A 26,419-nucleotide genomic window follows, 5' to 3' on the forward strand; every position below is an offset into this window, starting at 1 on the left:
CCATGGGCGAGGGCGCCTGGAAGCTCGCGCTGCCGCTCGGCCTGGCGCAGCTTGCCTTCTTCCTGGCGCCGCTGCTGCTCCTCACGGCCACCTCCTTCGCGACGGATGAGAATTTTTCCCGCTTCAGCCTGCAGGCCTGGTTCGAGGTGCTGGGGGATGCCTTCCATCTCGGCGCGGTGCTGAACACGCTGCGGCTGGGCGCGCTGGCGGTGCTGGCGACGGCGCTGCTGGCGGTGCCGCTCGCCCTGCTGCATTTGGTCGCCGGGCCGGGATTGAAAAAAGTCATCCTGCTGGCGGCGGTGCTGCCGCTGCTGACCTCGGTGGTGGTGCGCACCTTCGCCTGGATCGTCATCCTGGGGCGGGAGGGCGTCATCAACACGGCGCTGCTCTCCACCGGCCTGGTCAGCAGCCCGGTGCCGCTGCTGCAGACCGAGCCGGGCCTGATCCTGGCGCTGACCCAGATCGAGATGCCGCTGATGCTGCTGCCGCTGATCGCGGCCCTGGCCCGCATCGATCCGGCATTGCTCGATGCGTCGTCGGCGCTCGGCGCCTCGCTGTTCCGGACGTTGAGAAAAGTGGTGCTGCCGCTGGCGCTGCCCGGGCTGCTGGCCGGCGCCACCCTGGTCTTCGCCTCGGCGGCCACCGCCTTCATCTCGCAATCGGTGATCGGCGGCGGCCGGCTGGCCTATCTGCCGGCGCTCGTCTGGCAGCAGGCCATGGTGGTGTTCAACTGGCCGCTGGCCGCCGCCATGGCGCTGACCCTGATGGGCAGCGTGCTGGCGGTCGCCGCCGCGCTCTCGGCCCTGGCGCGCGGGGCGCAGGCATGATCGGCCGCCTGGCCCCGCGCGACCGGCCGCTCGCCCTGCTGATCCTGGCGCTGGCGCTGATCGGCCTGATGGTGCTGGCGGGCCCGGTGCTGATCGTGCTGCTGACCTCCTTCACCACTTCGCAGGCGCTGCGCTTCCCGCCGCCGGGGCTGACGCTGCGCTGGTATGTCGAGCTGTTCGACCCGCTGCGCTCGGCGCAGATCCACCGGGCGGCGCTGAACTCGCTGGCGGTCGCGGCCTGCACGGCGGCGATCTCGACGGCCTTGGCGACGGCGGCCGCCCTGGCCCTGTCGCGCTCGCGCGCCGGCTGGGCCCGCTTCGCCGAGGGCGCCTTCCTGGCCCCGCTGGTGCTGCCCGGCATCGCCTATGGCCTGGCGACGCTGATGTTTTTTTCGTGGTTGCGCCTGCCACCGTCGTTTCTGCTGCTGGTTGCCGGCCATGCGATGATCGCCACCCCTTTCGCGCTGCGCACCGTCGGCGCCAGCGCGGCGGGGCTCGACCTGGCGCTGCTGGAGAGCAGCGCCAGCCTTGGCGCCTCGCCCCTGCGCACCTTCCGGCGCGTCATCCTGCCGCTGATCCTGCCCGGGGTGGCGGCCGGCGGCTTCCTGGCCTTCGTCTCCTCTCTCGACAATGTGCCCGTCTCGCTCTTCCTCTCCTCGGCGCAGACCGACATGCTGCCGATCCGGCTCTGGGGGATGATGGAAAGCGCGCTGGATGTGCGGGTCGCCGCCGCCTCGGGGGTGCTGGTGGCGGTGGCCTTCCTGCTTCTCATGCTGATGGACCGGGCGGTGGGCCTGGTGCGGAGGATGGCCGGATGAGCGTGACCGGAAGCCTGACCCTGAAGCGGCTGACCGCCGAGGCCTTCGCCGCCTATGGCGAGGTGCTGGAACCCCCTGGCCAGCCCGGCCGCGTCTATTTCGAGCGCGCCCTCGGCAGCGCCCGGCCCGGCGCCTGGCCCAGCCTGGCCTTCTCCTGGCGCGACCCGCATCCCGGTGGCCTGCTGCGCGTCAGCACCATGGAGCGGCACCAGTTCTCCTCGCAGAGCTTCATCCCGCTCGGCCCCTCGCGCTGGGTGGTGCTGGTGGCGCCGCATGCCGCCGGCGGCGGGCCCGACATGGCGCGCGCCGAGGCCTTCCTGGCCGGCCGCGGCCAGGGGGTGACCTATGCCGCCGATGTCTGGCACCATCCGCTGACCGTGCTGGAGGTGCCGGCCCGCTTCGCCGTGGTGATGTGGCGCGACGGCACGGTCGGCGACGAGGAATTCGTCCCCGTCGCGCCCTTCGACCTCGATCTCGACCTGCCCTGAGGGGGATATCCGCGCATGGCTTACGAGGTGCGTCGCGACTTCCGCGGCTATGGCGCCAACCCGCCCGATCCGCGCTGGCCGAAGGGCGCGAAGCTCGCCGTCAACTTCGTGATGAATTACGAGGAAGGCTCGGAACCCTCGATCCAGGATGGCGAGGACCACAGCGAGTGGGGCCTGACCGAATCCGGCGGGCAGCAGGGCAGGGGCCGCGACCTCGCCGCCGAGGGCATGTTCGAATATGGCAGCCGCGTCGGCTTCTGGCGGCTGATGCGGCTGTTCCAGGAACGCGGCCTGCCGATGACGGTCTTCGGCTGCGCCCTCGCCCTCGAGCGCAATCCGGAGGCGGCGGCGGCGATCCGCGACAGCGGCTTCGATGTCTGCTGCCATGGCTGGCGCTGGGTGAAGCACTGGGAGCTGTCGGAGGCGGAGGAGCGCGAGCATATCCGCCGCGCCGTCGACTCCCTGCAGAAGACGGTGGGGAACCGCCCGCTCGGCTGGTATTGCCGCTATGGGCCCAGCGTCAACACCCGCCGCCTGGTCGCCGAGGAAGGCGGCTTCCTGTACGATAGCGACAGCTATGCGGACGAGCTGCCCTGGTGGCTGACGGTGGAGGGCAGGCCGCATCTCGTCGTGCCCTATTCGCTGACCCACAATGATGGGAAATTCAACGGCCATGTCGGCACCGGCGACGACTGGTTCAGCTTCGTCCGCGACGGCTTCGACATGCTGCGCGAGGAAGAGGCCAGGACGCCGAAGATGATGTCGATCGGGCTGCATATGCGCCTCATCGGCCATCCGGCGCGGGCGCGGGGGTTGGCCAAGCTGCTCGATTATATCCGGCAGTTCGACGATGTCTGGATCACCCGGCGCATCGACATCGCGCAGCACTGGATGGCCACGCATCCCTATCCGGGGCGCGGCCTCAATGAGTGAGGCGCGCCGCATCCGGCTGGGGATGCTGACGCCCTCCTCCAACACGGTGCTGGAGCCGGTGACGCAGGCGATGGTGGCCAGCGTCCCCGGCGCCTCGGCGCATTTCTCCCGCTTCCGCGTCACCGAGATCGCGCTGTCCGACAGCGCGCTGGCGCAGTTCGACGACAGCGCCATCCTGCGCGCCGCCGAGCTGCTGGCCGATGCCCGCGTCGATGTCATCGGCTGGAACGGCACCTCCGCCGGCTGGCTGGGCTTCGAGGCCGACCATCGGCTGTGCGCGCGGATCACCGCGGCGACCGGCATTCCCGCCACCACTTCGATGCTGGCGCTGAACGAGATCCTGGCGGCGACCGGCGTGAAGCGGCTCGGCCTGGTCACGCCCTACCGCGCCGATGTCCAGGCGCGGATCGTCGCCAACTACGCCACCCTCGGCATCGATGCCGGCCGCGAACGCCATCTCGGCTTGCAGGAGAATTTTTCCTTCAGCGAGGTCGAGGCGCCGGCACTGACCGGAATGGTGGAAGCGGTGGCGGCGGAGGGCGTCGAGGCCGTCGCCGTGGTCTGCACCAATCTGCGCGCCGCGCCATTGGTCGCCGGCTGGGAGGCGAAGCTCGGCCTGCCGGTCTATGACACCATCGCCACCGTGGTCTGGAAGAGCCTGGCAGTGGCCGGGGCCGACCCGGCCGCGCTTGGCCGCTGGGGGCGGATCGGCCGGCCCGGCTGATATAGGCTATAGGCTGCAGCCGGTATCCTGCATCAGCCGCCGGCCTGCAGGCCGCTGGCCAGGCGCGCCAGCTGCGCCGCCAGGGCCAGGAGAGCCAGCGCCGCCAGCAGCCGCCGCGGTGCCACGCGGCCGCCGCCCGCCGCCTGCAGCGCCCGGGCGGCCAGGCCGCAGAGCGCCAGCAGCATCAGCATTCCCAGGCAGATCCCGGCGACGAAGAGCGGCAGCACGACGATCTGCATCCCCTCCTGCCCGGCGCTGGTGACGAGGGCGGAGAGGAAGAGTGGCACCATCATCAGGCGGGACGTGGCGACACAGCCCAGCAGCAGGACCTTCGGCCAGACCTCCCCGGCGGGGCGCCCCCAGGCCAGCAGCGCCGCCGGCAGCAGCCACGCCGCGTCGATCCACAGCGCCGCCTGCAGCAGGGCGCCGCCCTGCGCGTCCAGCCAGCCATCGGCCAGCAGCATGGCGGCGCCGAGCGGCAGCATCGCCACCAGCGCCGTGCCCGCGCCCCAGCGGAAGGCCAGCCACAGGCGCGGCCCGATCGGCTCGGGCCCGGCCAGCAGGAACAGCAGCAGCACCGCCAGCAGGCCGGGGATCTGCGCCAGCTGATCGGCCAGGAACATCCCCGCCAGCCCGGCGGCCAGCAGCAGCAGGGGACCGAAGGGCAGCAGCACCAGCAGCGCCAGGCCGAGCACCAGCCAGAGCGGGTTGAACCCGGCAGGGTTCTCGGGCGGCGCGGGCTCGGTCTCGGTCGGCATCGCCGCGACCTAAGCGCGGCCGGGCTGCGGGCGCCAGACGGCCGCGCTTCACGATCGAGGGGCCGCTCCCTTGACCGGGTGCGGCGCGCGACTAGGCTCGCCGGCTTCCGCGAGACGCAAGGGATTGCCGTGATGACGTTGGCGATGAGCTGGGAAGAATGGGCGAGCCACGACGCGACGGCGCTGGCCGGGCTGGTGCGCGCCGGCCAGGTGACGCCGGCCGAGCTGGCGGCCCAGGCCGCCGCCGGCATCGCCAAGATCAATCCCGCCCTCTCCGCCGTCGTCGAGGTCTTCGACGATGTCGTCGCCGATCCGCTGAAGGACGGCATGAATCCGGACGGCGTCTTCGCCGGCGTGCCCTACCTCATGAAGGATCTCGGCCCGACCCTGAAGGGCCGGCTGCAGGAGATGGGCTCCTTCCTGATGCGCGGCAATCGCGCCGCCGCCGACAGCTTCCTCACCTCGCAGCTGCGCAAGGCGGGGCTGAACATCATCGGCCGCAGCACCACGCCGGAATTCGGCGTCTGCAGCTCGGCCGAGAACCCGGCGATGTATGTCACCCGCAACCCGTGGAACCTGGACTATACCACCTGCGGCTCCTCGGCCGGCACCGCGGCGGCGATCGCCGCCGGCGTCACGCCGATCTCGCACGCGACCGATGGCGGCGGCTCCATCCGCATCCCGGCCGGGGTCTGCGGCAATGTCGGGCTGAAGCCGTCGCGCGGCGTGCTGTCGGTCGCGCCCTACAGCTCCGACCTGATGGGCGTGGTCTCGACCCAGGGCTGCCAGACGCGGACGGTGCGCGACATGGCCAGCTTCATCGATGCCTGCCGCGGCGGCGCGCCCGGCGAATTCATGCCCTACTGGACCGCGCCCGAGCCCTATGCCGAGCTCATCAAGCGCGACCCGTCCAGGCTGCGCATCGCGCTGTCGCATGAATGGGGCGACTATCGCGCCATCCCGGAATTCGTCGCCGAGCTGGAGCGGGTGGGGCGCTTCCTGGAGGGCCTCGGCCACCATGTCGAATGGATGGTGCCCAAGGTCGATTTCCGCGCCGCCTATGCCGCGCAGACCACCTGCTACATCACCAATTTCGCCCAGACCATCGAGACCCTGCTGGCCCAGGTCGGCCGCAGCGCGCCGCCACCGGCCGAGCTCATCGAGCCGATGAACATCCGCATCTGGCAGGCCGGCATCGGCGCCAGCTATTCCGAGCGGACGAAGATGCAGGCGGTGTTCAACAGCACCTCGCGCGCCTTCGGTGCCTTCTTCGAGGAATGGGACATCCTGCTCACCCCGATCACCGCGCTGCCGACGCCGAAGGTGGGGACGACGGAATACCTGACGATCAGCGACAACCCGGACGTCTATGACTGGTTCGGCAATCTCTGGAAGTTCTTCGCCTATACGCCGCTGTCGAATCTCTGCGGCATTCCGGGCATCTCGCTGCCGATGGCGGAGCAGGCGCATGGGCTGCCGCTGGGCATCCAGGCGCAGGCGAAGCAGGGCGGCGACGGGCTGCTGCTGCAGCTCTCGGCGCAGATCGAGCGGGCGCTGGGCGGCCAGTGGAACCAGGGGCGCCGCCCCGGGGTCCACGTCACCGCCTGAGGCGGCTCAGCGCAGGGCGGCGGTGAGCGCGGCGTGGAAAGCGGCGCGCTCCGCCTTCATGTCGATGGGATAGGCGGCCGCATAGGGCGGCTGCGGCCGGGCGGAGAGGGTGACCACCACCAGCTCTTCCGCCGGGTCCAGGCAGAGGCTCTGCCCGGCGAAGCCCACCGCCGCCATCACCCCCTCCTGCAGCCACCAGCTATAGCCATAGCCGGTGGCGCCGAAGGAGTTTTCCGCGGGGTTCAGGGTGAAGGCGGGGCGGGAGGCTTCCTGCAGCCAGCCCTCCGGCAGCATGCCATGGCCGCCCTCGAGCAGGAACAGGCCGAAGCGGCCGAGGTCGCGCAGCGCCATGCCGGCGCGGCTGCCGCCGATCTCCTGCCCGCCCTCGGATTCCAGCGTGTAGAAGGCGTCGAACTCCATGCCCTGCGGCGCCCAGACGCGGCGGGTCATGTAGTCGGCGATGGTCGAGCCGGTCGCCGCCGAGAGCAGGCAACCGAGCAGATAGGTGTCGCCGGTATTGTAGAGGAAGCGCGTGCCGGGGACGTGCTCCGGCCGCAGCTCACCCAGCAGCTTCAGCACGCCGCCGGGCACCTTGTCGCCGAGGCTCCGGCTGTAGCGGTTCACATGGGAATGGCGGTCGGTGTAGTCCTCGCTCCAGGCGACGCCGGAGGACATGGTCAGCAGGTCGCGCACCGCGACCGCGTCATAGGCCGAGCCCCGCACCGCGGGGACATAGAAAGACACCTTGTCGTCCAGGCTGCCGATGGCGCCGTCGCGCAGCGCCGCGCCGACCAGCGTCGAGGTCAGCGACTTCACCATCGACATGGTCGACCAGCGCGTCGATTCCTCGAGGCCCAGCGCATAGCGTTCCAGCACGATGCGGCCCGATTTGATGGCCAGCAGCCCGGCGATGCAGGCGCGGTCGATATACTCGTCCACGCCGTGCTCGACGCCATCGACGCTGTAGCGCGGCGCGACCTCCGGCCCGCGCGGCAACTCGCGCACCGCCGGCCCGCGCGTCACGGCGCGCGTCGCGAACATCCGGTCCACGTTGCGATAGGCGAAGGCCTGCTGCGTCGGCGGCAAGAGCAGAAATTCGCCGCCGGCGGGGATGTGGAACTGCGGCTTCGCCTCGGACATTCTTTTCCGCCCCGTATCGCGACCCTGCCGCGCCATCGAGCGCGGCAGCACCGAAAGAAGAATCAGAACATGCCGGGGCGGCGGATGGGGCTGCCGTCGACCAGGCGTGCGTAGCGGAAGGCCGTCGGGTCGACGATCGGCGGCTTGCCCAGGATCAGGTCGGCGGTCAAGCGGCCGGCGCCCGGGCCGATGCCGAAGCCATGCCCGCTATAGCCGGTCGACAGCCACAGCCCGGGCAGGGCGGCGACCTGGTCGATCACCGGCACCGCGTCCGGCGTGCTGTCGATCCAGCCGCCCCAGCTCTGGCGGATTTTCACCCCCGCGAAGTCGGGCCAGGATTTCGCGATCTTGTCGAGTGCCGCCGGGATGATCGAGGTGTTCGGCGTCGGGTCCAGCGTGCGCATGTCTTCCTGCTCGAACACCGTCGGCTTGTCGAAGGACCACTTGCCGTAATGCGCGCCCGGGCCGCGGAAGAAGGAGCCGCCGAAGCCCCAGGTGACGCTCTTGCGGCGCTCCATCAGCGTCGGCCAGAACTTGCGGGCGTAGCGGATGCCCTGCGGCGTCAGCTCGATCTGGCCGCGATTGGCGGCGGCGATGATGTAGCTGCCGTCGCGGCGGCGGCCGATGGTGACCCCCGGCGTCGACAAGCCGCCCGGCGTCACCTGCGGCGCCACCTCGGTCGCGAAGATGGTCGAGCGCACGCTGGACTGCGGCAGGTCGATGTCGTGGCGGCGCAGGAACATCGAGGACCAGGCGCCGGCCGCCAGCAGCACCACGGGCGCGCGGATGCGGCCGCGCTCGGTGAAGACGCCGCTGACCCGGCCGCCGGTGGTGTCCAGGCCGCGCACGGCGCAGCGCTGGTGGATGGTGGCGCCCAGCCTGCGGGCGGCCTCGGCGATGGCGGGGACGGCCTTGGCGGGCTCGGCCATGCCGTCATTCGGCGAATGCACGCCGCCGATCCAGCGATGCGACTGGGTATTGCCCGGGGTCATCGCGCGGGCCTCGTCGCCGGTCAGCATGCGGCTGTGCTGCTGGTAGGTGCGGGCCATGTCGACCCATTTCTGCCAGGTGGCCAGCTCCGACGGGCTGTCGGTGACATAGGTCAGGCCGGTGCGGCGGAAGCCGAGATCGGCGCCGGTCTCGGCGACCAGCTTGTCCCACTGCTCCAGGCTGCGCTGGGCCAGCGGGATCTCGCGCTCGTCGCGGTTCTGCACGCGGCACCAGCCCCAGTTGCGGCTGGACTGCTCGCCGGCGACGATGCCCTTCTCGAGCACCGCGACGCGCTGGCCGGCCTGGGCCAGGAAATAGGCGGCGGTGATGCCGGCGACGCCGGCCCCGATCACCACGACATCGGCATCGGCCGGCAGCGCCGCATCATCCTGGACGCGATCGACGGGAGGAGACATGGCGCGGCACTTCCTGATCTGCGCTGGCGGGCGCGGCGGCGTAGCGGAAGGGCAGCCTCCTGCAGCCGGGCCGGGCTGGCAAGGGGCAGGCCGATGCCAGGCCCGGCGCGGCGCAGATCCTGCCGTTCGTGCCGCGGCCGGCGGCAGATCACTCTGCCGCCGGCAGCGCCTGCGCCGTGCTTCCGATCAGCGGAAGCGATGACTCGGGCAGCCGGCAGGAAGCGCCGAGGCGCAGCCTTCCGCGCAGCAGCACGCGCTCCTGCGGCGCCGCGCCGGCCCCGCCTTCGATGCCGGCCAGCAGCAGGTCGAGGCCGCGCGCCACCATGACCTCCAGCGGCTGCACCACGGTGGTCAGGCGGTAGGGCGGGCGGTCGGCCAGCGCGATGCCGTCCATGCCGACGACCGAGACATCGCCGGGCACCGTGAGCCCCGCCTCGCGCAGCGCGTCGATCACCCCCATCGCCAGGATGTCGGCCACCGCGAAGATGGCGTCGGGGCGTTCGGCGGCGGGCAGGGCGGCGATCCGCTGCCCGGCGGCGAAGCCGGCGGCATGGCTGGCGCCGCCGGTGACCAGCAGCGGCAGGTCGCCGCCGGCGGCGGCGACGAACTGGCAGAAGCCCTCGGCACGCTCGCGCCCGGTCGAGGTCGCGGCATTGCCGGTGACCACCGCCAGCCGCCGGTGCCCGGCCTGCAGCAGCAGCCCGGCCAGCGCCTCCGCCCCGGCGCGGTTGTCGCAGGAGACGGCCGAGCCATGCTCGCGCGCGACGCGGTTGATCATCACCAGCGGCACGTTGTTGGCCGCGCAGATCGCCGCGGCCTTGGAAGAAAGCTCGGCCGAGGTCACCAGGCAGCCATCGACGCGGTATTGCAGCAGCGCCTCGGTGGTGGCGTCCTCGATCGGGCCGGGCCCGGCATGCAGCAGCAGCAGCCGGCAGCCGCGCGCCGCCGCCAGCCGCACCGCCTGCTGCAGCAGCTCGGCATAGAAGGGGTTCTCCACCGGCCCCAGCACCAGCCCGATCAGGCCGGAGCGGCCCAGCACCAGGGTGCGGGCGAGGATGTCGGGCGTGTAGCCGGCCTCGGCCGCCAGGGCGGCGATGCGCGCCCTGACCTCTGGCGAGATCCGCGCATCGTCGCGCAGCGCCCGCGAGACGGTGGAGGCCGCGACCCCGGCGCGCTGCGCCAGGCTGGCAATGGTCGCGCGCCCCGAGCCCGCCCTGGCCCCGGCGGCGCGGGCAGGGCGGCGGGGCGGGGTGTCGGCATCATCCATGGCTTCCGGCTAGCATGGGGGAATTCCTGGTGCAAACGATGCCGCGTTGCAGCATCGGCAGGAATCGGCTTTCCAGGGAAAATTTCTGTGCTAACGATTGCACAAGCGACCGGCGGAGAGACCGGTCGCAGCGATGGGCGGGAGCAGAACAGCATGCCAGACGGCGCCGCGCGGCCATGACCGGCCGCAGCATCACCGAGAAGATCCTCGCCGCGCATGCGGTCGAAGGCCGGGCCGAACCGGGCAGCATCATCACCGTGCGGCCCGATGTGGTGCTGTTGAACGACGTCTCGGGCCCGCTGGCTTTCGAGCAGTTCGACGCCATGGGCGCGACCCGCCCCTTCGACCCGTCGCGCATCGTGCTGGTGGCCGACCACTTCGCCCCCGCCCCGGACGTCACCGCGGCCGGCGCCATCGCCATGACCCGCGACTTCGCCCGCCGCCACGGCATCGCGCATTTCTACGAGCCCGGCCGCGGCGGCATCGAGCACACGCTGCTGGCCGAGCTCGGCATGATCGGCCATGGCGGCATCGTCTTCGGCGCCGACAGCCATACCTGCACGGCGGGCGCCTTCAACGCGCTGGGGATCGGCTTCGGCTCGACCGACCTGGCCGGCGCGCTGGCGCTGGGCCGGCTGTGGATGCGGGTGCCCGACAGCATCCGCGTCGAGCTCGGCGGCACGCCTTCCGCCTATGTCACCGGCAAGGATGTCATCCTGGAGCTGATCCGCCGCATCGGCTCGGATGGCGCCGCCGATGCCTCGCTGGAATTCGGCGGCCCCGGCGTCGCGGCGCTGACCATGGACGAGCGCATGGCGGTGGCCAACATGGCGGTCGAGGCCGGCGCCGATTGCTGCGTCTTCGAGGGCGACGCGCAATCGGCGGCCGACATGGTCCGCCGCGGCATGGCGCCGGCCGCTGCCGTGCTGCCGGATGCCGATGCCGCCTATCGCGCGGTGATCCGCATCGATCTGGGTGCGCTGTCGCCGATGGTGGCGCGGCCGCCCTCGCCGGCCTCCGGCGTCGCGGTCGGCGCGCTGCGTGGCCAGCGGGTCGACCAGGTCTATGTCGGCAACTGCTCGAACGGCACCATGACCGACCTGCGCCAGGTGGCCGCGGTGCTGCGCGGCCGCCAGGTGGCGCCCGGGGTGCGCATGGTGGTGGTGCCGGCGACCCAGAAGATCTGGCGCCAGGCCATGGCCGAGGGGCTGCTGGATACCATCTCGGCCGCCGGCGCGGCGATCTCCACCCCCACCTGCGGCGCCTGCTTCGGCGGCCATATGGGCATCCTGGCGGCGGGCGAGACCGCCATCGCCACCACCAACCGCAACTACCGCGGCCGCATGGGCCATCCCGACAGCCAGGTTTTCCTGGCCAATGCCTGGGTGGCGGCGGCGGCGGCGGTGGCCGGCGAGATCTGCCCGCCCGACGAGGTGGTGGCGATGGAGATCGCGGCATGAGCGCGCTGATCACCGGCCGCGTCCACCGCTTCGGCGACGAGGTGAACACCGACGTCATCCTGCCCGGCCGCTATTTGGCGCTGCGCAAGCCCGAGGAGCTGGGCCGGCATTGCCTGGAGGGGCTGGACCCGGATTTCATCCATCGCGTCCGCCCGGGCGACATCCTGGCGGTCGGCCGCAATTTCGGCTGCGGCTCGTCGCGCGAGCATGCGGTGATCGCGCTGAAGGCGGCCGGTGTCGCCGGCATCGTCGCGGTCAGCGCCGCGCGCATCTTCTTCCGCAACGCGGTGAATCTCGGCCTGCCGGTGCTGCTCTGCGCCGAGGCCGCCGGCGCGCTGCGCGAGGGCGAGGAAGCCAGCATCGACCTGGACGCCATGGCGATCGCGCAGGCCGGGCAGGCGTGGCGGGCGGCAGCGCTGGGCGACGAGGTGCGCGCCATCCTGGCCGCCGGCGGGCTGGTGCCGCGCGTGCGCCAGGCGCTGGGCGCCGCCGCCTAGATTTCTTTCGATAGCAGGACTGGACCAGAACAATGGCCGATAAGCGTCTCAAGGAAGCCCTGGCGGCGAAGCAGTTCATCGTCGCGCCGGGCATCTTCGACATGATCTCCGCCCGCATCGCCGACCGCATGGGCTTCACCGCGCTCTACGCCACCGGCTATGGCACGGTCGCCTCGCATCTCGGCCTGCCGGATGCCGGTATCGCCACCTTCAGCGACATGGTCGGCCGCATGGGCCGCTTCGCCCAGGGCTCGGCGACGCCGGTGATCGCCGATGCCGATACCGGCTATGGCGGGCTGCTCAACGTGCGCCATACGGTGATGGGCTACGAGGCCGCCGGCATCGCCGCGATCCAGCTCGAGGACCAGGAAGTGCCGAAGAAATGCGGCCATACCCCGGGCCGCCGCGTCATCCCGGCCGAGGAGATGGCGCTGAAGATCGAGGTCGCCGTCGAGGCCCGCAAGAGCGACGACTTTTTGATCATTGCCCGCACCGATGCGCGCACCACGCTCGGCCTGGATGAGGCGATCCGCCGCGGCAAGCTGTACCGCCGCGCCGGCGCCGACATCGTCTTCATCGAGAGCCCGGAGAGCGAGGACGAGATGAAGCGCATCGGCCAGGAGATCGATGCGCCGCTGCTGGCCAACAATGTCGATGGCGGTGGCCGCACGCCGATCCTCTCGGCCGAGACGCTGGCCAGCTATGGCTACGACATCGCCATCTATCCGGCGCTGGGCTTCCTGACGGTGGCCGCGGCGCTCGAGCGTTCCTTCGCGCATCTGAAGGCGCAGGGCGTGACGCATGGCCTGGGCGACGAGGTGCTCTACGACTTCGCCCGGATGAACGAGCTGATGGGCTTCGCCGAGGTCTGGGACTTCGACCGCCGCTGGGCCCGCCCCGAGGCCGCCAAAGCCGCCGAGTGATCCGTGGCGGCGCCGGCCGGCGCCGCCGCACGATCTTCCAAGAAGCATCTGCCAAGAAGAAACAGGGACGTCCGATGAACGAGTTCGCAGAACCGAAGGCCACCCGGCGCGGGCTGGGGGGGCTGGCGGCCGGGCTGCTGCTGGCGCCGGCGCTGGCCCGGCCGGCGCTGGGCAACACCGCCGCCGCCGCCTGGCCGGACCGGCCGGTGCGCATGGTGGTGCCCTTCGGCGCCGGCGGCGCGGTGGACACGCTGGCGCGCAGCTTCGGCGCGCGTTTCCCCGAATTCGCCAATGGCCAGCCGCTGGTGATCGAGAACCGCTCGGGTGCCGGCGGCATGGTGGCCGGCGCCTATGTCACCGGCCAGCAGCCCGATGGCTATACGCTGATGATGGCCGATATCGGCGCCAACGCGATCGGCAAGCTGCTGAACCGCCAGCTCAGCTACGACCCGATGACCGGCTTCACGCCGATCATGCACGGCGCCAACCTGCACGCGGCGCTGGTGACCAATCCGCAGGTGCCGCAGAAGACCGTCGCCGAGCTGATCCAGGCGGCGCGCGCCAAGCCGGAGAGCCTGGTCTATGCCTCGGCCGGCGTCGGCAATGGCAGCCACCTGTTCATGGCGCTGCTGGAGCGGCAGGCGAAGATCAGCATGGTGCACATCCCCTACCGCAGCGGGTCGGAGACCGCGCTGGCGGTGATGCGCAACGAGACGCAGTTCTGCTTCCCGACGCTGTCCTCGGTGCTCGGCATGGTGCGCGGCGGGCAGCTGCGGGTGATCGCCATGGGCGGCGGCCCCTGCCCGCAGGCGCCCGAGGCGCCGCTGATGCGCGACACCATTCCGGGCTTCGACGTCGCCATCTGGTATGGCGTCGCCGCCCCGCCCGGCATGAACCCGGCGCTGGCCGACCGCATCAACGAGGTGTTCAACCGCGTCGCCGCGGTGCCCGAGGTGCGTCGCGCGGTGGAGGAGAGCCAGGCCGGCAGCATCGTCGCCGGGCCGCGCCAGCAATTCGCCGACTTCCTCAAGCGCGAGCATGAGCGCTGGGCGCCGGTGATCCAGGAGGGCGGCATCCGCGTCGAGTGAGGGGATGCCCTTCCGGCGGCCGCTCGCCGCCGGGGGTGCACCGGCGGGCGCGCAGCGGCTAGTCTGCCGCGACGCCTCGCCGCGCGCCGCATCCTGACGGGCGGGAGCGCCCCGGAGCCCGCTGCCCGCCATGCCGACCTATCTCTGCGCCACCTGCGGCACCTCCTTCGCGCCCGCCGCCGCGCCGCCGCGGTCCTGCCCGATCTGCGAGGAGGAGCGGCAGTATGTCCCGGCCGGCGGCCAGGCCTGGACCACGACGGCGGCGCTGGCGGCCGGGCACCGCAATGCCTGGCGCCGGCACCAGCCCGGGCTGTACAGCCTGCAGACGGTCCCCGCCTTCGCCATCAACCAGCGCGCCTTCCTGGTCCGCACGCCGCAGGGCCATATCCTGTGGGACTGCATCGCGCTGCTGGACGAGGCGACGCGGGAGATCATCGCGGCGCTGGGCGGGCTGGCCGGCATCGCGCTGTCGCATCCGCACTACTACACCACCATGCAGGACTGGGCCGCCGCCTTCGACGTGCCGGTGCATCTGCACGCCGCCGACCGCGCCCATGTCGTCCGCCCCGACGACCGGCTGCGCTTCTGGGAGGGCGACAGCCTGCCACTGGCCGAGCGCCTGACGCTGGTCCGCGCCGGCGGGCATTATGCCGGCGGCACCGTGCTGCACTGGGCGGAGGGCGAGGGCGTGCTGCTGGTGGGCGACATTGTCCAGGTGACGCCGGGCGCGCGCGGCGTCTCCTTCCAGTGGAGCTATCCCAACATGCTGCCGCTGTCGGCGGCCCGGCTGCGCCAGCTGACCGACCGGCTGGCGCCCTGGCGCTACCAGCGGATCTACGGCGCCTTCCTGGGCCAGGAGGTGGCGCAGGGCGGCGAGGCCATGGTGGCCGCCTGCGCCGCCCGCTACCGGCGGCTGCTGGAGGCGCCCGCGACCTGATGCCCGCTACTTGATGCCGGCGCGCATGAAGGACTGCACGAACTGCCGCTGGAACAGCAGGAAGCCGAGCAGCAGCGGCGCCGCGGTCAGCAGGGTGGCGGCGCTGATGATGGCCCAGTCGATGCCCTGGTCGGTGGAGGCGAAGACCGCCAGCCCCACCGTCAGCGGTCGCGTGCTGACGCTGTTGGTGATGACCAGCGGCCAGAGGAAGTTGTTCCAGTGATAGGCCACCGAGGTCAGGCCATAGGCCAGGTAGGTCGGCCTGGCCAAGGGCACGTAGAGCCGCCACAGGATCGCCCAGGGCCCGCAGCCTTCCAGCCGCGCGGCCTCCTCCAGCTCGGCGGGAATCTGCAGGAAGGTCTGTCGCAGCAGAAAAATGCCGAAGGCGGAGGCGAGATAGGGCAGGCCGATGCCGAAGACCGTGTCGACCAGGCCGAGCGCGCGCATGGTCCGGTAATTCTCGACGATCAGCATGTCGGGCATGACCATCAGCTGCACCAGCACGATGGCGAAGAGGGCGCTCATCCAGCGCGACCGGCTGCGGGCGAAGACGAAGGCGGCGAGGGTGCAGAGCACGAACTGCCCGCCGGTGACGAAGCAGACCAGCACCAGGGTGTTGAGGAAGTAGCGCCCGAACGGCGCGGCCTCCCAGGCTGACAGGAAGTTCTGCAGGGTGAGCGGCGCGGTCAGTTCGAAGCGCGTCGCATAGCCGGTCGGATGGAAGGCGGCCCAGAGGGCGTAGAGCACCGGCGCCGCCCAGAGCAGCGCCAGCAGCCAGGCCGCTGCCGTCTCCAGCGTCAGCCCGAGGCGGGGGATCCAGCGCGTCACCGGTAATGCGTCCGACGGCCCAGGAGGGAAAACTGCAGCGCGGCGATCACCGCCAGCACGCCGAGCAGCACGCCGGTCAGCGCTGAGGCCTGGGCGGTGTCCCAGAAGCGGAAGCCGGTCTCGTAGATATAGGTCATCAGCAGCGCCGTCGCATTGTCCGGCCCGCCCTGGGTCATGACCAGGATATGGTCGACCAGGCGGAAGCTGTTGATCACGGCATTGACCGCGATGAAGAGGGTGGTGGGCCCGAGCAGCGGCAGCGTCACGCGCCAGAAGATTCTCCCGCGCGAGGCGCCCTCGAGGGCAGCGGCCTCCAGCAGGCTGGGCGGGATGGCCTGCAGCGCCGCCAGGTAGAAGATCATGAAGAAGCCGGCTTCCTTCCAGACGGCGATGGCCATCATGGCGCCCAGTGCCGTCTCGCGCGCGCCGATCCAGTTGGTCGGCCCCCAGCCGAGCAGGAGGCGGGTGACGCGGTCGATCATCCCGTAATCGGGCGTGTAGAAGAACAGCCAGAGATTGGCCACCGCGATCATCGGCAGCACGGTCGGCGTGAAGAAGGCGATGCGCATGACCGTGCGGCCGCGCAGCCGCCCATTGACCCAGAGTGCCATGGCCAGGGCCAGTGCGATCGACAGTGGCACCGTGCCCAGCGCATAGAGAAGATTGTTCCACAGCGCCTGCCAGAAGATCGGGTCCTCTGCCAGCGCGGCATAATTGTCGAGACCGACGAAGACCGCCGGCCGGCGCGGCATCGGCGTCGAGAACAGCGAATGCCAGAGCGTCGCCAGCGCCGGCACATGGGTGAAACCCGCGAGCAGCAGCAGGGCCGGGCCCAGCATCAGCCAGGCATGCAGGGAGCGGGGCATGCGCAGGGGCCCGGCCTTCGGGGTCAGCCGCGGTAGCGGCGCAGGATGCGCTCGGCCTCGGCCTGGGCCGCGGTCATCGCCGGCTGCGGCTGGCTGCGGCCGGTCAGCACCGATTGCAGCCCGTCATTCAGCGCCTTGGTGACGCGCTGGTTCTCATGGGTGGACAGCTCGGCGACCGCATGGCGCAGCTGGTCGCGGGCGACGGCGGCGGCGGGGAAGCCGGCCACGTAGTCCTTCATCTTCGCCGTCTCCCAGGCTTCCGGCGAGGTCGCGACATAGCCGGTGTCGATGCCCCATTGCGCCGCGCGCTCCGGCTCGGTCAGGAAGCGGGCGAACTTCACCGCCGCCTCGCGCTTGGCTTCCGACGCCGCCTTGAAGACGTAGAGATTGCCGCCGCCGGTCGGGCTGCCGGGCTTGCGGCCGGCGGCCAGCTGGGCGACGCCGAAGGCGAAGGGGGCGTTGGTCTTGATGTTGGTCAGGTTGCCGGTGGTGGTCCAGATCATCGCCACCTTGCGCTCGAAGAAGTCGCGCGGCGTGGTGCCCCATTCGACGATGCCGGCCGGGTGCACCTTGTGCTTCTGCGCCAGGTCCAGCCAGTACTGCAGCGCCTCGGCGACCTTCGGATCGGCGTAGAAGGTCTGGTTGCCGGCCTCGTTCATCAGGCGCACGTCGTTCTGCGTGGTCAGCGCCTGAAACAGCCAGTAGGGAAAGCCGGAGGAGGGGATCTGCAGGCCCCACTGGCTGACGTTGTCGCCCGAGCGGCGGGTCAGCTTCTGCGCGAACTCGACCTGCTCCGTCCAGTTGGCCGGCGCCACCTCCGGGTTCAGCCCGGCGGCGCTGAAAGCCTCCTTGTTGTAGTACATGACGATGGTGGAGCGCTGGAAGGGAATGCCCCAGGTCTTGCCGCCGCTGCGGCTGTTCTCCATGAAGCCCGGATAGAAGCGGTCCATCCAGGCGGCCTCGGCGCCCGGCAGCCCGTCCCAGGGCAGCACGACATCCTCGTCGATCAGGGTGAACATGTCGGTCGACAGCAGGCAGGCCATGTCCGGCGCATCGCCGCCGCGCGTCGCGGTCAGCGCCTTGGTGATCGAATCCTGGTAGCTGCCGGTATAGACCTGGCGGATGCGGATGCCGGGATTGGCCTTTTGGAAGTCGTCGCAATAGCCGTCGATGATCCTGGCGATCGGGCCGCCGACGGCGATCGGATAGTTGAAGGTCAGCTCGACCGGCGCCTGGGCGCGGACGGCCGGGGCGGCCAGGAAGGGCGAGGCGGCCAGGGCGCCCAGGGCGGCGCGGCGGGTGATCGGCATCGGATCGGTCTCCGGTTGAAGCGGGATCATGCGGCGGCGGGCAGCGGCAGGCGCTGGCCGCCGGCGGCGTCGAACAGATGCGCCAGGGGCGGCAGGCGCAGCCGGATCGGGCTGCCCGGCGGCAGGGCGTGGTGGCCGGGGATGCGCACCTGCAGCACGGCGCCGCCGCTGCCCAGCGCGCAGGCCAGCACCGTCTCGGCGCCCAGGAACTCGGCGGCGGTGACGCAGGCGGGCAGGCCGTCCTCGGCCGGCGTGACCTCTTCCGGACGGATGCCGAGCAGCGCGCCGGCGGCCGCGGCGGGCGCCAGGATATGGTCGGGCAGGCCGGCCAGGCCGGCGCCGCCGGCATGCGCCACCAGCGGCAGCAGCGACATCGGCGGCGTGCCGATGAAGCCGGCGACGAAGGCGCTGGCGGGGCGCGCATAGATCTCGGCCGGCGTCGCGTCCTGCTCGATGCGGCCGTCGCGCATCAGCACGACCTGGTCGGCCATGCTCATCGCCTCGGCCTGGTCGTGGGTGACATAGACCATGGTCAGGCCGAGCCGCTGCTGCAGCGCGCGGATCTCGCGCCGCATCTCGCCGCGCAGCTTGGCGTCGAGGTTGGAGAGCGGCTCGTCCATCAGGCAGATCGGCGCCTCGGCGACGATGGCGCGCGCCAGCGCGACGCGCTGCTGCTGGCCGCCGGACAATTGCGAGGGCCGCCGCTTCAGCAGCTTCTCCAGCCCCAGCAGGGCGGCGGCGCGGGACAGGCGGGCTTCACGTTCGGCCGCCGCGACACGACGGGCGCGCAAGCCGAAAACGATGTTCTCGGCGACGTCGAGATGCGGGAACAGCGCATAGGACTGGAAGACCATCGACAGCCCGCGCGCCGCCGGCGGCAGGTCCGCGACGTCGCGCCCGTCGAGCACGACGCGGCCGGCATCGGCGCGTTCCAGTCCGGCGATGACGCGCAGCAGGGTCGACTTGCCGCAGCCCGAGGGGCCGAGCAGCACCACGAAGCCGCCGCGCGCCGCGCGCAGGTGGATGTCGTGCAGCACGGTGCTGCTGCCGAACTGCTTGCGCAGGCTGTCGAGGCGGATGGCATCCGCGGGACCGGGGGCCGCTGTCATGGCGCCGCGAGGTAACGGCTTCGTGCGTCGTCCCGATGACGGTTGCGTGGCAGTTCGATGAAGCGCGGGTTGCGCCGCTCAGCGCATGCGGCTGAGCGCCTCCGCCGCGTGCAGCACCAGCGGCGCCAGGCGGCGGAAGGCGGCCGGTTCCCATTCCGCCAGCGAGGCGGCGACATGGATGGCGGCGACCGGCCGGCCCTCCGCATCGCGCACCGCGGCACCCAGCGTGATTTCGCCGCGCAGCGATTCCTCCAGGCACAGGGCGAAGCCGTCGCGCCGCGCCTCCGCCAGCCTGGCGCGGAGGCCGCGCAGGTCGGTGATGGTCGAGGGCGTCAGCGGCGTCCGGTCGGAGCGCGCCAGCACCGCCTCGGCCTCGGCCTCCGGCAGCGCGGCCAGGATGGCGCGGCCGCCGGAAGTGCAGAAGGTGGGCATGCGCCGCCCGACCAGCGTGGCCGAGAAGGTCTCGCGCTTGCTCTGCAGGCGGACGGCGTAGATGACGCTGGTGTCGTCGAACAGGCTGAGATCGACGCGCTCGGGGATCGCCTTGCGCAGCTCGTGCAGCACGGGGACGGCGCGCTCGATCAGCGGTTCGGTCCGCAGGAAGTCGAAGCCCCGGTCCAGCAGTTTCTTGCCCGGCGCCAGCCCGTTGGGCTGGCGGTCGAGGTAGCCTAGCGCCTGCAGGGTATGGGCGATGCGCTGCACCGAACTCTTGTCCAGCCCGGCGGCGGCGGCCAGCTCGGCCAGGCTGAGCGGGCGGGGATGCCGGCTGAAGGCCTCCAGCAGCTGCATGGTGCGCTGCACCCCCTGCAGGAACAGGCGGTCATCCACCGCTGCGGGAACCGCGGTGCCGGGCTCCGCCGTTGACACCTTCATCCGTGCTTCCTAACCTTTTCGCCGGCAATGCGACCGTATCGCTCAGCGATATAGCGGCATTTTTCGCTGGATGGAAGCGGCGGAGGCCGCGACGGGGAGGGGCTCGGCATGCAGCGTTTCGCGGGGCGCATCGGCGCCGTCACCGGGGCGGGGTCCGGCCTGGGCCGCGCCACCGCCCTCGCGCTGGCCGCGGAGGGCGCGCGGCTGCTGCTGTTCGACCGCGACGCCGCCGGCCTGGCCGCGACCCTGCAGGACTGTCCGGGCAGCCTCGCCTGGCAGGGCGACGTGACGCGCCCCGAGGCGCTGCGGCAGGCTGCGGCCGAGAGCCTGGCGAAGCTGGGTCCGGCGACATTGCTGGTCACCGGCGCCGGCATCCTCGGCCCCACCGGCCCGGCCATCGAGGCCAGCGAGGAAGACTGGGACCGCACCTTCGCCGTCAACGTCAAGGGCAGCTGGGCGGCGGCGGCGGCCTTCATCCCGCAGATGCAGGCGGCCGGCGGCGGCGCGGTGGTGACCATGGCCTCGGCGGCGGGGCTGACCGGCTCGGCGCAGCTGCAGGCCTATTCGGCCAGCAAGGGCGCGGTGGTGATGCTGACCCGCAGCCTGGCGCTGGCGCATGCGCCGCAGGGCATCCGGGTGAACAGCGTCTGCCCCGGCTCGATCGAGACGCCGATGCTGGCCGCGACCTTCGACGCCGCCGGCGACGCGGCGGCGCAGGAGGCGCGCCGGGCGCTGTTCCGCGCCCGCCATCCGCTGGGCCGCTTCGGCCAGGCCGGCGAGGTGGCGGATGCCGTGCTCTATCTGCTGAGCGACGCGGCCAGCTTCGTCACCGGCGTCTGCCTGCCGGTCGATGGCGGCCGCCTCGCGTGACGACGCCGGGCGAGGGGACGCAGAGCCCCCGCCCGACAGGGAAGGGTGCCTGCGGCTGCAACGGGTCTGGGGGATTTCCGGGATGAATCTGGCAAACATCGTTCGGCGCGGGCTGCTGGCCTCCGCGCTGGCCCTGGCGCTGACGGCGCCCACCCTGGCGCAGGGCGCGGCCGAGAAGCCGCTGCGGCTGGTGGTCAGCGCCGGGCTGCAGGTGCTGGACCCGATCACCAGCCCCTCCTTCATCACCCGCAATTTCGGCTACATGGTCTTCGACACGCTGGTGGCGCAGGACAGCCAGGGCGAGCCGCGGCCGCAGATGCTGGAAGGCTGGAGCAGCAGCGCGGACGGGCTGACCTGGCGCTTCACCCTGCGTCCGGGCCTGGAATGGCATGACGGCAAGCCGGTCACCGCGGAGGATTGCGTCGCCTCGTTGAAGCGCTGGGGCGCGCGCGATTCCACCGGGCGCCGGCTGCTGGCGGCGACCGCCTCGCTGACGGCGGACAATGCCACGCAGTTCACCCTGGTGCTGTCGCGCCCCTTCGGCGGGGTGATCGACGCCCTGGCCAAGCCCAGCGTGCATGTGCCCTTCATCATGCCGGCGCGGCTGGCGGCGACGCCGCCGACCACGCCGGTGCCCGAGATCATCGGCAGCGGCCCTTTCCTGTTCAACGCCAGCGAGTGGGTGCCGGGCGAGAAGGCGACCTTCCGCCGCAACCCGCGCTACGTCCCGCGCGCCGAGCCGGCGGACGGGCTGGCCGGGGCCAAGCAGGTGCATGTCGAGCGCGCCGAGTTCATCAACATCGCCGATGCCGCGACCCGCGCCGCGGCGCTGCAGAATGGCGAGGTCGACTATCTCGAATACGCCCCCGTCGACTTCCTGCCGCTGCTGACCCGCGACCGCCGCCTGACCGTCGCCAGCGCCCGCGGCGTCGCCCAGCTGATGGGCGGGCTGGCGCTGAACCACGCCCAGCCGCCCTTCGACAACATCAAGGTGCGCCAGGCGCTACAGATGGCGCTGGACCAGTCGGAGATCGTCGCCGCGCATGGCCTGCCGGACGGCATGTCGCTGCCGCTCTGCCAGTCGATGACGCTCTGCGGCACCCGTTATGCCAGCGAGGCCGGGTCGGAGGCGCTCCGCCAGCCGAATCTCGAGCGCGCGCGGCAGATGCTGAAGGAATCCGGCTACAACAACGAGCGGGTGGTCTTCCTGCATTCGGCCACCTCGGCGCTGATCAACCCGATGGCCATGGTGGTGGTCGACCGCATGAAGCGGCTGGGGCTGAATGTCGACCAGCAGCTGATGGACTGGGCGGTGGTGGCGCAGCGCTGGTCGAGCCGGGAGCCGGTCGAGCGCGGCGGCTGGAGCGCGGTGCCGGTGGTCTATACCGGCTTCGACCTGGCCGATCCGCTGAGCAACATGGGCATCGGCTACAACTGCACCGGCGGCGCGCCCTGGAACTATTGCGACGAGGCGCTGACGCCGCTGCTGCAGCGCTTCGAGGCGACGCCGGGCAGCGATCTGGAAGCGCGCCGCGCGCTCGCCGCCGAGATCAACCGCCGGGCCCTGGCCAATGTCAATTTCCCGCTGACCGGCCAGTTCTCCGCCCCGGCGGCCTGGCGCAGCGAGCTGCAGGGGGTGATCGATGTCGGCTTCCCCGTGCTGTGGAACATCCGCCGCGCCCGCTGATTCTTCTTCTGCCAAGGAGGCCTTCCCATGCCGCGCCATGTCGCCTGCCTGTCCTTCGACTTCGACACCTTCTCCGGCTTCGCCGCGCGCGGCATGCTGACGCCGACGCCGGTCTCGCGCGGCGAGTTCGGCGTCATCGGCGCCGGCCGCATTCTCGACCTGCTGGGCAGCCGCGGCATCAAGGCCAGCTGGTACATCCCCGGCGTGGTGATCGAGACCTATCCGGCGATCTGCGCCCGCATCGTCGAGGCGGGTCACGAGGTCGGCCATCACGGCTGGAGCCATGTGCCGCCGGCCGAGCTGTCCGCCGAGGTGGAGGCGGAGGAATTCGCCCGCGCCGTGGAGAGCATCAAGAAACTGACCGGTGCCGGGCCGAAGGGCTACCGCTCGCCGGCCTGGGATCTGTCCGACCGCAGCATCGACCTGATGCTGCAGCATGGCTGCGAATACGACAGCTCGATGATGGGCCATGACTGCGAGGCCTATTTCGCGCGGCGCGGCGACAAGGTGACCGTCGATGGCCCGCTGATCTTCGGCGAGACCACCAATCTCGTGGAAGTGCCGATCAGCTGGTCGCTGGACGACCACCCGCATTTCGAGTTCTTCCGCACCAAGGCCGGCGTCATGCCTGGCCTGGCCAATGCCAATGACGTGCTGGAGAACTGGCTGGCCGATTTCGACTACATGCAGCGCACCACCGAGCAGGGCATGCTGGTCTATACCTTCCACCCCTATGTGGTCGGCCGCGGCCATCGCATGCTGTTCCTCGAAAAGCTGATCGACGGCCTGACCCAGCGCGGCGCCGAATTCTGCACGCTGGACCAGATCCAGCGCGATTTCCGCGCCCGCCAGGCCGGCTGAGGGGATCGCGATGACCCGCAAGCTCGAAGGCCGCGTCGCCATCGTCACCGGTGCCGCCACCGGCATCGGCGCGGCGACCGCCCGGCGCCTGGCCGAGGACGGCGCCCGGCTGCTGCTGGCCGACCGCAACGAGGCGGTGATCGAGACCGCCGCGGCGCTGGGCGCGGTGCCCCTGCTGCTCGACATCAACGTGGCCGATGCGGGGAAGCAACTCGCCAGGGCGGCGCTGGAGGCGCATGGCCGCATCGACATCCTGGTCAACAATGCCGGCATCGGTGGCGCGAAGAAGCTGTCGGATTCCGATGACGAGCTGATCGACCGCTTCGTCGACACCAACCTCAAGGCGGTGCTGCGCGTCACCCGCGACGTGCTGCCGCATCTGACCCGGCCGGGCGGGCGGATCGTCAACCTCTCCTCGATCTTCGGCCTGGTCGGCTATCCGGGCACCACGGCCTATGCGGTGGCCAAGGCCGGCGTCGCGCAATTCACCCGGCAGCTGGCCGGCGACCTCGGGCCGGACGGCATCCTGGTCAATGCCATCGCCCCCGGGGTGATCGAGACGCCGATGACGGCGAACCACCTGCAGAACCCGCACTACCGGCAGAACATGCTGGCGCCGACGCCGCTGCGCCGCGCCGGCCGGCCGGAGGAGATCGCCTCGGTGGTGTCCTTCCTGGTCTCCGACGACGCCTCCTTCATGACCGGCCAGGTGCTGGTGGTCGATGGCGGCTGGCTGGTGGCGCGCAACGCCCCGCTGCCCTCCTGATCCCTTTCTTCATTCACCGGAGACCGATGCCGTGAAGCGTCGCACCTTTCTTGCCGCTGGCGCTGGCCTGCTGGCCGCCCCCGCTATCGGCCATGCCCAGCAGAACCGCGTGCTGCGCTTCATCCCGCAGACCGACCTCACCGTGCTCGACCCGGTGATCAACGCCTCCTATGCCACGCGCAACCATGGCTACATGGTCTTCGACACGCTTTATGGCACCGACACGCAGTTCCGCGTGACGCCGCAGATGGTCGAGGGCCATGTCGTCGAGAATGGTGGCAGGCTCTGGAAGCTGATCCTGCGCGAGGGGCTGAAGTGGCATGACGGGGAGCGCGTGCTGGCGCGCGACTGCGTCGCCTCGATCCGCCGCTGGGCCGTGCGCGATGCCTTCGGCCAGGGGCTGATGGCGGCGACCGAAGAGCTCTCCGCCCCCGACGACCGCACCATCCAGTTCCGCCTGAAGGCGCCCTTTCCGCTGCTGCCGGAAGCCCTGGGAAAGATGCCGTCGCTGGTGCCGGTGATGATGCCGGAACGGCTGGCGAAGACCGACCCCTTCACCCAGGTCACCGAGATGGTGGGCTCCGGCCCCTTCCGCTTCCTGGCCGATGAGCGCGTCTCCGGCGTCCGCGTCGCCTATGCCCGCTTCGACGGCTATGTGCCGCGCAGCGGCGGCACCGCCGATGGCACGGCGGGGCCGAAGGTCGTGCATGTCGACCGCGTCGAATGGACCACCATTCCCGATGGCGCGACGGCGGCCGCCGCCATGCGCAGCGGCGAGCAGGACTGGCTCGAATTCGCCGCCAATGACGTGATCCCGCTGCTCGCCCGCGCCCGCAGCCTGAAGGTGGCGGTGCAGGAGCAGAGCGGCATGATCACGCTGATGCGCATGAACCATCTGCAGCCGCCCTTCGACAATCCGGCGATCCGCCGCGCGCTGCTGGGTGCGGTGAACCAGGCGGATTTCGTCCAGGCCGTCGCCGGCGCCGATCCCGCCATGTGGCATGCGCCGATCGGCTTCTTCACGCCGGGCAGCCCGATGGCCAGCGACGCCGGGATGGAGGTCTTCAAGGGCCCGCGCGACTACGACAAGGTCAAGCGCGAGCTCGCCGCCGCCGGCTACAAGGGCGAGAAGGTGGTGCTGCTGGGCGCCTCGGATCCGGCCTTCATCGGCACGCTGGCCGAGGTCGCCGCCGACATGCTGCGCAAGGCCGGGATGAATGTCGATTTGCAGATGTCCGACTGGGGCACGCTGACCGCGCGGCGCCTCAGCCGCGAGCCGGTGGAGAAGGGCGGCTGGAGCTGCCTGATGACCGCGCTGACCGGCGTCGACATGGCCAATCCGGCGCTGCAGCTGGCGCTGCGCGGCAATGGCGACAAGGCCATGTATGGCTGGCCCAACCTGCCCGAGCTCGAGGCGCTGGTCGGCGAATGGTTCGCGGCCGAGGGCCTGGCCGCGCAGCAGGCGGTGGCGCGCAGGCTGCAGCTGCAGGCCATGCAGGACCTGCCCTATATCCCGACCGGCCAGTTCCTGCAGGCGGCGGCGCAGTCGGCGAAGCTGCAGGATGTGGTGCGCGGCTTCCCGGTCTTCTGGAACGTCAGGAAGGTCTGACCAGCCGGGCGGCGAGGGCGGCGCGCGGCGCCGTCCTCGGGCTTCCTCGATGAGGCTGGCTACAGATACTGCGCGACGACGCTGCGGGCTTCCTCGAAGGCGACGCGCTCCGGCTCGCTCGAGGCATATCCACCGACTTCCGGCGTCTCGATCTTCTCGATCCAGGCCTGTTCGAGCTCATGCGCCCTCGCCTTGACCGTATCGGGCTGGGTGAGAAGGTACCGCTCCGTTTCGGAGCGGATGGAGTCAACGTCCCCGTCGAGGGCGAGCTCCCAGAGGCGATCCATGAGAACGGAAGCGATCATGACGAAAACGTTAAGCCGGCTCTGAAGCCCGATGCAATCGGGCGAGGCCACGTCGGATGGCGCGCCCGCATCCGGCATTTTCCCGCGATGCATGTTGTGCTCTGCAGCAAATTCCAGACGGGAAGGCAGGCTTGCGGGGTGTGGTTGCGCAAGGCCGCTGCGTTTTCCACCAAGCTTTCGCAGCCTGCGGCCAAGTCTCGCCTGCATCGGGTTGTTGCAACGCAACAAGCCGATTGCGATGGGCGCAAAGCGCAGATTTTTTCTCGCTATCTTGTGATGAAGCAAGAAATCGCGCTGATCACCGTGGCGGCAGCCGGCCGGTGCGAGATCTTGCTGTCAGCATCATCAAGGAAGGAGAGGATGCGAAAGACGTGCCGTGCTTTCCCGGGATCCCTGTGACGCTGTTCGACCCCGGTGGGAGGATGCTGCTGCCCCGTCCGGCGGTCAGGCTGGCGGTCGGC

General features: G+C 71.0%; 26 protein-coding genes. 16 read left to right on the plus strand and 10 right to left on the minus strand.

Annotated elements, in window-relative coordinates; all coding sequences use genetic code 11:
• The first annotated feature begins 2 nt into the window (after positions 1 to 2).
• Genes WFI16_RS19105 through WFI16_RS19125 form a run of 5 tightly spaced genes read left to right on the plus strand, consistent with a single transcriptional unit; the run spans position 3 to position 3,790 of the window.
• Positions 3 to 827 (plus strand): ABC transporter permease, encoded by an 825-nt coding sequence (locus WFI16_RS19105; RefSeq protein ID WP_419899446.1) that lies wholly within the window; start codon positions 3 to 5, stop codon positions 825 to 827.
• Positions 824 to 1,645, plus strand: coding sequence for an ABC transporter permease (locus WFI16_RS19110; RefSeq protein ID WP_419899447.1), 822 nt, complete (start codon positions 824 to 826; stop codon positions 1,643 to 1,645). The genes WFI16_RS19105 and WFI16_RS19110 overlap by 4 nt, the downstream gene beginning before the upstream one ends.
• Positions 1,642 to 2,133, plus strand: a complete 492-nt coding sequence (locus WFI16_RS19115) for an ureidoglycolate lyase (protein ID WP_419899448.1) — start codon at positions 1,642 to 1,644, stop codon at positions 2,131 to 2,133. Before WFI16_RS19110 ends, WFI16_RS19115 begins: the two co-directional genes overlap by 4 nt.
• A 15-nt stretch (positions 2,134 to 2,148) precedes the next feature.
• Positions 2,149 to 3,066, plus strand: a complete 918-nt coding sequence (locus WFI16_RS19120) for an allantoinase PuuE (protein ID WP_419899449.1) — start codon at positions 2,149 to 2,151, stop codon at positions 3,064 to 3,066.
• A complete protein-coding gene (locus WFI16_RS19125) occupies positions 3,059 to 3,790 on the plus strand; it encodes a maleate cis-trans isomerase family protein (protein ID WP_419899450.1) in 732 nt (243 codons plus the stop codon). Before WFI16_RS19120 ends, WFI16_RS19125 begins: the two co-directional genes overlap by 8 nt.
• Before the next feature lie 32 nt (positions 3,791 to 3,822).
• On the opposite strand, the gene WFI16_RS19130 is transcribed toward WFI16_RS19125, so the two are convergent.
• Entirely contained in the window at positions 3,823 to 4,548 is a 726-nt protein-coding gene (locus WFI16_RS19130) for a hypothetical protein (protein WP_419899451.1), read from the minus strand.
• A gap of 132 nt (positions 4,549 to 4,680) precedes the next feature.
• Between WFI16_RS19130 and WFI16_RS19135 the strand changes: the two genes are divergently transcribed.
• Positions 4,681 to 6,156, plus strand: coding sequence for an amidase (locus WFI16_RS19135; protein ID WP_419899452.1), 1,476 nt, complete (start codon positions 4,681 to 4,683; stop codon positions 6,154 to 6,156).
• A gap of 6 nt (positions 6,157 to 6,162) precedes the next feature.
• Here the strand turns inward: WFI16_RS19135 and WFI16_RS19140 are convergent, their stop codons facing one another.
• The 3 genes from WFI16_RS19140 to WFI16_RS19150 form a co-directional block, all read right to left on the minus strand.
• A complete protein-coding gene (locus tag WFI16_RS19140) occupies positions 6,163 to 7,296 on the minus strand; it encodes a serine hydrolase domain-containing protein (RefSeq protein WP_419899453.1) in 1,134 nt (377 codons plus the stop codon).
• A 62-nt stretch (positions 7,297 to 7,358) separates the two neighbouring features.
• Positions 7,359 to 8,702: an NAD(P)/FAD-dependent oxidoreductase gene (locus WFI16_RS19145; RefSeq protein ID WP_419899454.1), complete on the minus strand. Its 1,344-nt coding sequence runs from the start codon at positions 8,700 to 8,702 to the stop codon at positions 7,359 to 7,361.
• Positions 8,703 to 8,850: 148 nt separating this feature from the next.
• Positions 8,851 to 9,969 carry a LacI family DNA-binding transcriptional regulator gene (locus WFI16_RS19150; RefSeq protein WP_419899455.1) on the minus strand — a complete coding sequence of 373 codons (1,119 nt, stop codon included), beginning with the start codon at positions 9,967 to 9,969 and terminating at the stop codon, positions 8,851 to 8,853.
• 176 nt (positions 9,970 to 10,145) lie between these two features.
• On the opposite strand from WFI16_RS19150, the gene WFI16_RS19155 reads away from it, so the two are divergent.
• The 5 genes from WFI16_RS19155 (at position 10,146) to WFI16_RS19175 (ending at position 14,874) form a co-directional block, all read left to right on the plus strand.
• On the plus strand, positions 10,146 to 11,429 hold the full coding sequence (locus WFI16_RS19155; protein ID WP_419899456.1) for a 3-isopropylmalate dehydratase large subunit: 1,284 nt from the start codon (positions 10,146 to 10,148) through the stop codon (positions 11,427 to 11,429).
• Positions 11,426 to 11,926: a LeuD/DmdB family oxidoreductase small subunit gene (locus WFI16_RS19160; RefSeq protein ID WP_419899457.1), complete on the plus strand. Its 501-nt coding sequence runs from the start codon at positions 11,426 to 11,428 to the stop codon at positions 11,924 to 11,926. Before WFI16_RS19155 ends, WFI16_RS19160 begins: the two co-directional genes overlap by 4 nt.
• 32 nt (positions 11,927 to 11,958) lie before the next feature.
• Positions 11,959 to 12,849, plus strand: a complete 891-nt coding sequence (locus tag WFI16_RS19165; RefSeq protein ID WP_419899458.1) for an isocitrate lyase/PEP mutase family protein — start codon at positions 11,959 to 11,961, stop codon at positions 12,847 to 12,849.
• 74 nt (positions 12,850 to 12,923) lie between these two features.
• Positions 12,924 to 13,937 (plus strand): Bug family tripartite tricarboxylate transporter substrate binding protein, encoded by a 1,014-nt coding sequence (locus WFI16_RS19170; RefSeq protein WP_419899459.1) that lies wholly within the window; start codon positions 12,924 to 12,926, stop codon positions 13,935 to 13,937.
• Positions 13,938 to 14,067: 130 nt separating this feature from the next.
• Positions 14,068 to 14,874, plus strand: a complete 807-nt coding sequence (locus tag WFI16_RS19175; protein ID WP_419899460.1) for an MBL fold metallo-hydrolase — start codon at positions 14,068 to 14,070, stop codon at positions 14,872 to 14,874.
• A 6-nt stretch (positions 14,875 to 14,880) separates the two neighbouring features.
• On the opposite strand, the gene WFI16_RS19180 is transcribed toward WFI16_RS19175, so the two are convergent.
• The 5 genes from WFI16_RS19180 to WFI16_RS19200 form a co-directional block, all read right to left on the minus strand.
• Entirely contained in the window at positions 14,881 to 15,702 is an 822-nt protein-coding gene (locus WFI16_RS19180; protein WP_419899461.1) for a carbohydrate ABC transporter permease, read from the minus strand.
• Positions 15,699 to 16,568 (minus strand): carbohydrate ABC transporter permease, encoded by an 870-nt coding sequence (locus tag WFI16_RS19185; protein WP_419899462.1) that lies wholly within the window; start codon positions 16,566 to 16,568, stop codon positions 15,699 to 15,701. The genes WFI16_RS19180 and WFI16_RS19185 overlap by 4 nt, the downstream gene beginning before the upstream one ends.
• A 23-nt stretch (positions 16,569 to 16,591) precedes the next feature.
• The gene (locus tag WFI16_RS19190) at positions 16,592 to 17,878 is read right to left on the minus strand and encodes an ABC transporter substrate-binding protein (protein ID WP_419899463.1); all 1,287 of its coding nucleotides are present in this window, start codon (positions 17,876 to 17,878) and stop codon (positions 16,592 to 16,594) included.
• 26 nt (positions 17,879 to 17,904) lie between these two features.
• On the minus strand, positions 17,905 to 18,987 hold the full coding sequence (locus tag WFI16_RS19195; RefSeq protein WP_419899464.1) for an ABC transporter ATP-binding protein: 1,083 nt from the start codon (positions 18,985 to 18,987) through the stop codon (positions 17,905 to 17,907).
• A 78-nt stretch (positions 18,988 to 19,065) separates the two neighbouring features.
• A complete protein-coding gene (locus WFI16_RS19200; protein WP_419899465.1) occupies positions 19,066 to 19,860 on the minus strand; it encodes an IclR family transcriptional regulator in 795 nt (264 codons plus the stop codon).
• A gap of 108 nt (positions 19,861 to 19,968) precedes the next feature.
• Between WFI16_RS19200 and WFI16_RS19205 the strand changes: the two genes are divergently transcribed.
• The 5 genes from WFI16_RS19205 to WFI16_RS19225 all read left to right on the plus strand — a co-directional run bounded on the left by WFI16_RS19205 (position 19,969) and on the right by WFI16_RS19225 (position 25,653).
• Complete coding sequence (locus WFI16_RS19205; RefSeq protein ID WP_419899466.1) at positions 19,969 to 20,730, plus strand: SDR family NAD(P)-dependent oxidoreductase; 762 nt, start codon at positions 19,969 to 19,971, stop codon at positions 20,728 to 20,730.
• A gap of 82 nt (positions 20,731 to 20,812) precedes the next feature.
• A complete protein-coding gene (locus WFI16_RS19210; RefSeq protein ID WP_419899467.1) occupies positions 20,813 to 22,417 on the plus strand; it encodes an ABC transporter substrate-binding protein in 1,605 nt (534 codons plus the stop codon).
• 27 nt (positions 22,418 to 22,444) lie between these two features.
• Positions 22,445 to 23,278, plus strand: a complete 834-nt coding sequence (locus tag WFI16_RS19215; RefSeq protein ID WP_419899468.1) for a polysaccharide deacetylase family protein — start codon at positions 22,445 to 22,447, stop codon at positions 23,276 to 23,278.
• Positions 23,279 to 23,288: 10 nt separating this feature from the next.
• On the plus strand, positions 23,289 to 24,044 hold the full coding sequence (locus WFI16_RS19220) for an SDR family NAD(P)-dependent oxidoreductase (protein ID WP_419899469.1): 756 nt from the start codon (positions 23,289 to 23,291) through the stop codon (positions 24,042 to 24,044).
• Positions 24,045 to 24,075: 31 nt separating this feature from the next.
• On the plus strand, positions 24,076 to 25,653 hold the full coding sequence (locus WFI16_RS19225; protein WP_419899470.1) for an ABC transporter substrate-binding protein: 1,578 nt from the start codon (positions 24,076 to 24,078) through the stop codon (positions 25,651 to 25,653).
• A 59-nt stretch (positions 25,654 to 25,712) separates the two neighbouring features.
• Here WFI16_RS19225 and WFI16_RS19230 read toward each other — a convergent pair whose 3' ends face one another.
• Positions 25,713 to 26,243, minus strand: coding sequence for a hypothetical protein (locus WFI16_RS19230; protein ID WP_419899471.1), 531 nt, complete (start codon positions 26,241 to 26,243; stop codon positions 25,713 to 25,715).
• Positions 26,244 to 26,419: the final 176 nt, after the last annotated feature.

Origin of the sequence: Roseomonas sp. USHLN139, assembly GCF_037145735.1 — a bacterium.
Lineage (GTDB): Bacteria > Pseudomonadota > Alphaproteobacteria > Acetobacterales > Acetobacteraceae > Pseudoroseomonas.

Bases quoted from the DNA above. Each gene is read 5' to 3' on its own strand.
- WFI16_RS19205 (WP_419899466.1), top strand. From the start codon at position 19,969: ATGCAGCGTTTCGCGGGGCGCATCGGCGCCGTCACCGGGGCGGGGTCC.
- WFI16_RS19150 (WP_419899455.1), bottom strand. From the start codon at position 9,969: ATGGATGATGCCGACACCCCGCCCCGCCGCCCTGCCCGCGCCGCCGGG.
- WFI16_RS19120 (WP_419899449.1), top strand. From the start codon at position 2,149: ATGGCTTACGAGGTGCGTCGCGACTTCCGCGGCTATGGCGCCAACCCG.
- WFI16_RS19170 (WP_419899459.1), top strand. From the start codon at position 12,924: ATGAACGAGTTCGCAGAACCGAAGGCCACCCGGCGCGGGCTGGGGGGG.
- WFI16_RS19160 (WP_419899457.1), top strand. From the start codon at position 11,426: ATGAGCGCGCTGATCACCGGCCGCGTCCACCGCTTCGGCGACGAGGTG.
- WFI16_RS19190 (WP_419899463.1), bottom strand. From the start codon at position 17,878: ATGCCGATCACCCGCCGCGCCGCCCTGGGCGCCCTGGCCGCCTCGCCC.
- WFI16_RS19140 (WP_419899453.1), bottom strand. From the start codon at position 7,296: ATGTCCGAGGCGAAGCCGCAGTTCCACATCCCCGCCGGCGGCGAATTT.
- WFI16_RS19105 (WP_419899446.1), top strand. From the start codon at position 3: ATGGGCGAGGGCGCCTGGAAGCTCGCGCTGCCGCTCGGCCTGGCGCAG.
- WFI16_RS19155 (WP_419899456.1), top strand. From the start codon at position 10,146: ATGACCGGCCGCAGCATCACCGAGAAGATCCTCGCCGCGCATGCGGTC.
- WFI16_RS19110 (WP_419899447.1), top strand. From the start codon at position 824: ATGATCGGCCGCCTGGCCCCGCGCGACCGGCCGCTCGCCCTGCTGATC.
- WFI16_RS19135 (WP_419899452.1), top strand. From the start codon at position 4,681: ATGACGTTGGCGATGAGCTGGGAAGAATGGGCGAGCCACGACGCGACG.
- WFI16_RS19175 (WP_419899460.1), top strand. From the start codon at position 14,068: ATGCCGACCTATCTCTGCGCCACCTGCGGCACCTCCTTCGCGCCCGCC.
- WFI16_RS19125 (WP_419899450.1), top strand. From the start codon at position 3,059: ATGAGTGAGGCGCGCCGCATCCGGCTGGGGATGCTGACGCCCTCCTCC.
- WFI16_RS19130 (WP_419899451.1), bottom strand. From the start codon at position 4,548: ATGCCGACCGAGACCGAGCCCGCGCCGCCCGAGAACCCTGCCGGGTTC.
- WFI16_RS19220 (WP_419899469.1), top strand. From the start codon at position 23,289: ATGACCCGCAAGCTCGAAGGCCGCGTCGCCATCGTCACCGGTGCCGCC.
- WFI16_RS19145 (WP_419899454.1), bottom strand. From the start codon at position 8,702: ATGTCTCCTCCCGTCGATCGCGTCCAGGATGATGCGGCGCTGCCGGCC.
- WFI16_RS19215 (WP_419899468.1), top strand. From the start codon at position 22,445: ATGCCGCGCCATGTCGCCTGCCTGTCCTTCGACTTCGACACCTTCTCC.
- WFI16_RS19185 (WP_419899462.1), bottom strand. From the start codon at position 16,568: ATGCCCCGCTCCCTGCATGCCTGGCTGATGCTGGGCCCGGCCCTGCTG.
- WFI16_RS19195 (WP_419899464.1), bottom strand. From the start codon at position 18,987: ATGACAGCGGCCCCCGGTCCCGCGGATGCCATCCGCCTCGACAGCCTG.
- WFI16_RS19200 (WP_419899465.1), bottom strand. From the start codon at position 19,860: ATGAAGGTGTCAACGGCGGAGCCCGGCACCGCGGTTCCCGCAGCGGTG.
- WFI16_RS19210 (WP_419899467.1), top strand. From the start codon at position 20,813: ATGAATCTGGCAAACATCGTTCGGCGCGGGCTGCTGGCCTCCGCGCTG.
- WFI16_RS19165 (WP_419899458.1), top strand. From the start codon at position 11,959: ATGGCCGATAAGCGTCTCAAGGAAGCCCTGGCGGCGAAGCAGTTCATC.
- WFI16_RS19115 (WP_419899448.1), top strand. From the start codon at position 1,642: ATGAGCGTGACCGGAAGCCTGACCCTGAAGCGGCTGACCGCCGAGGCC.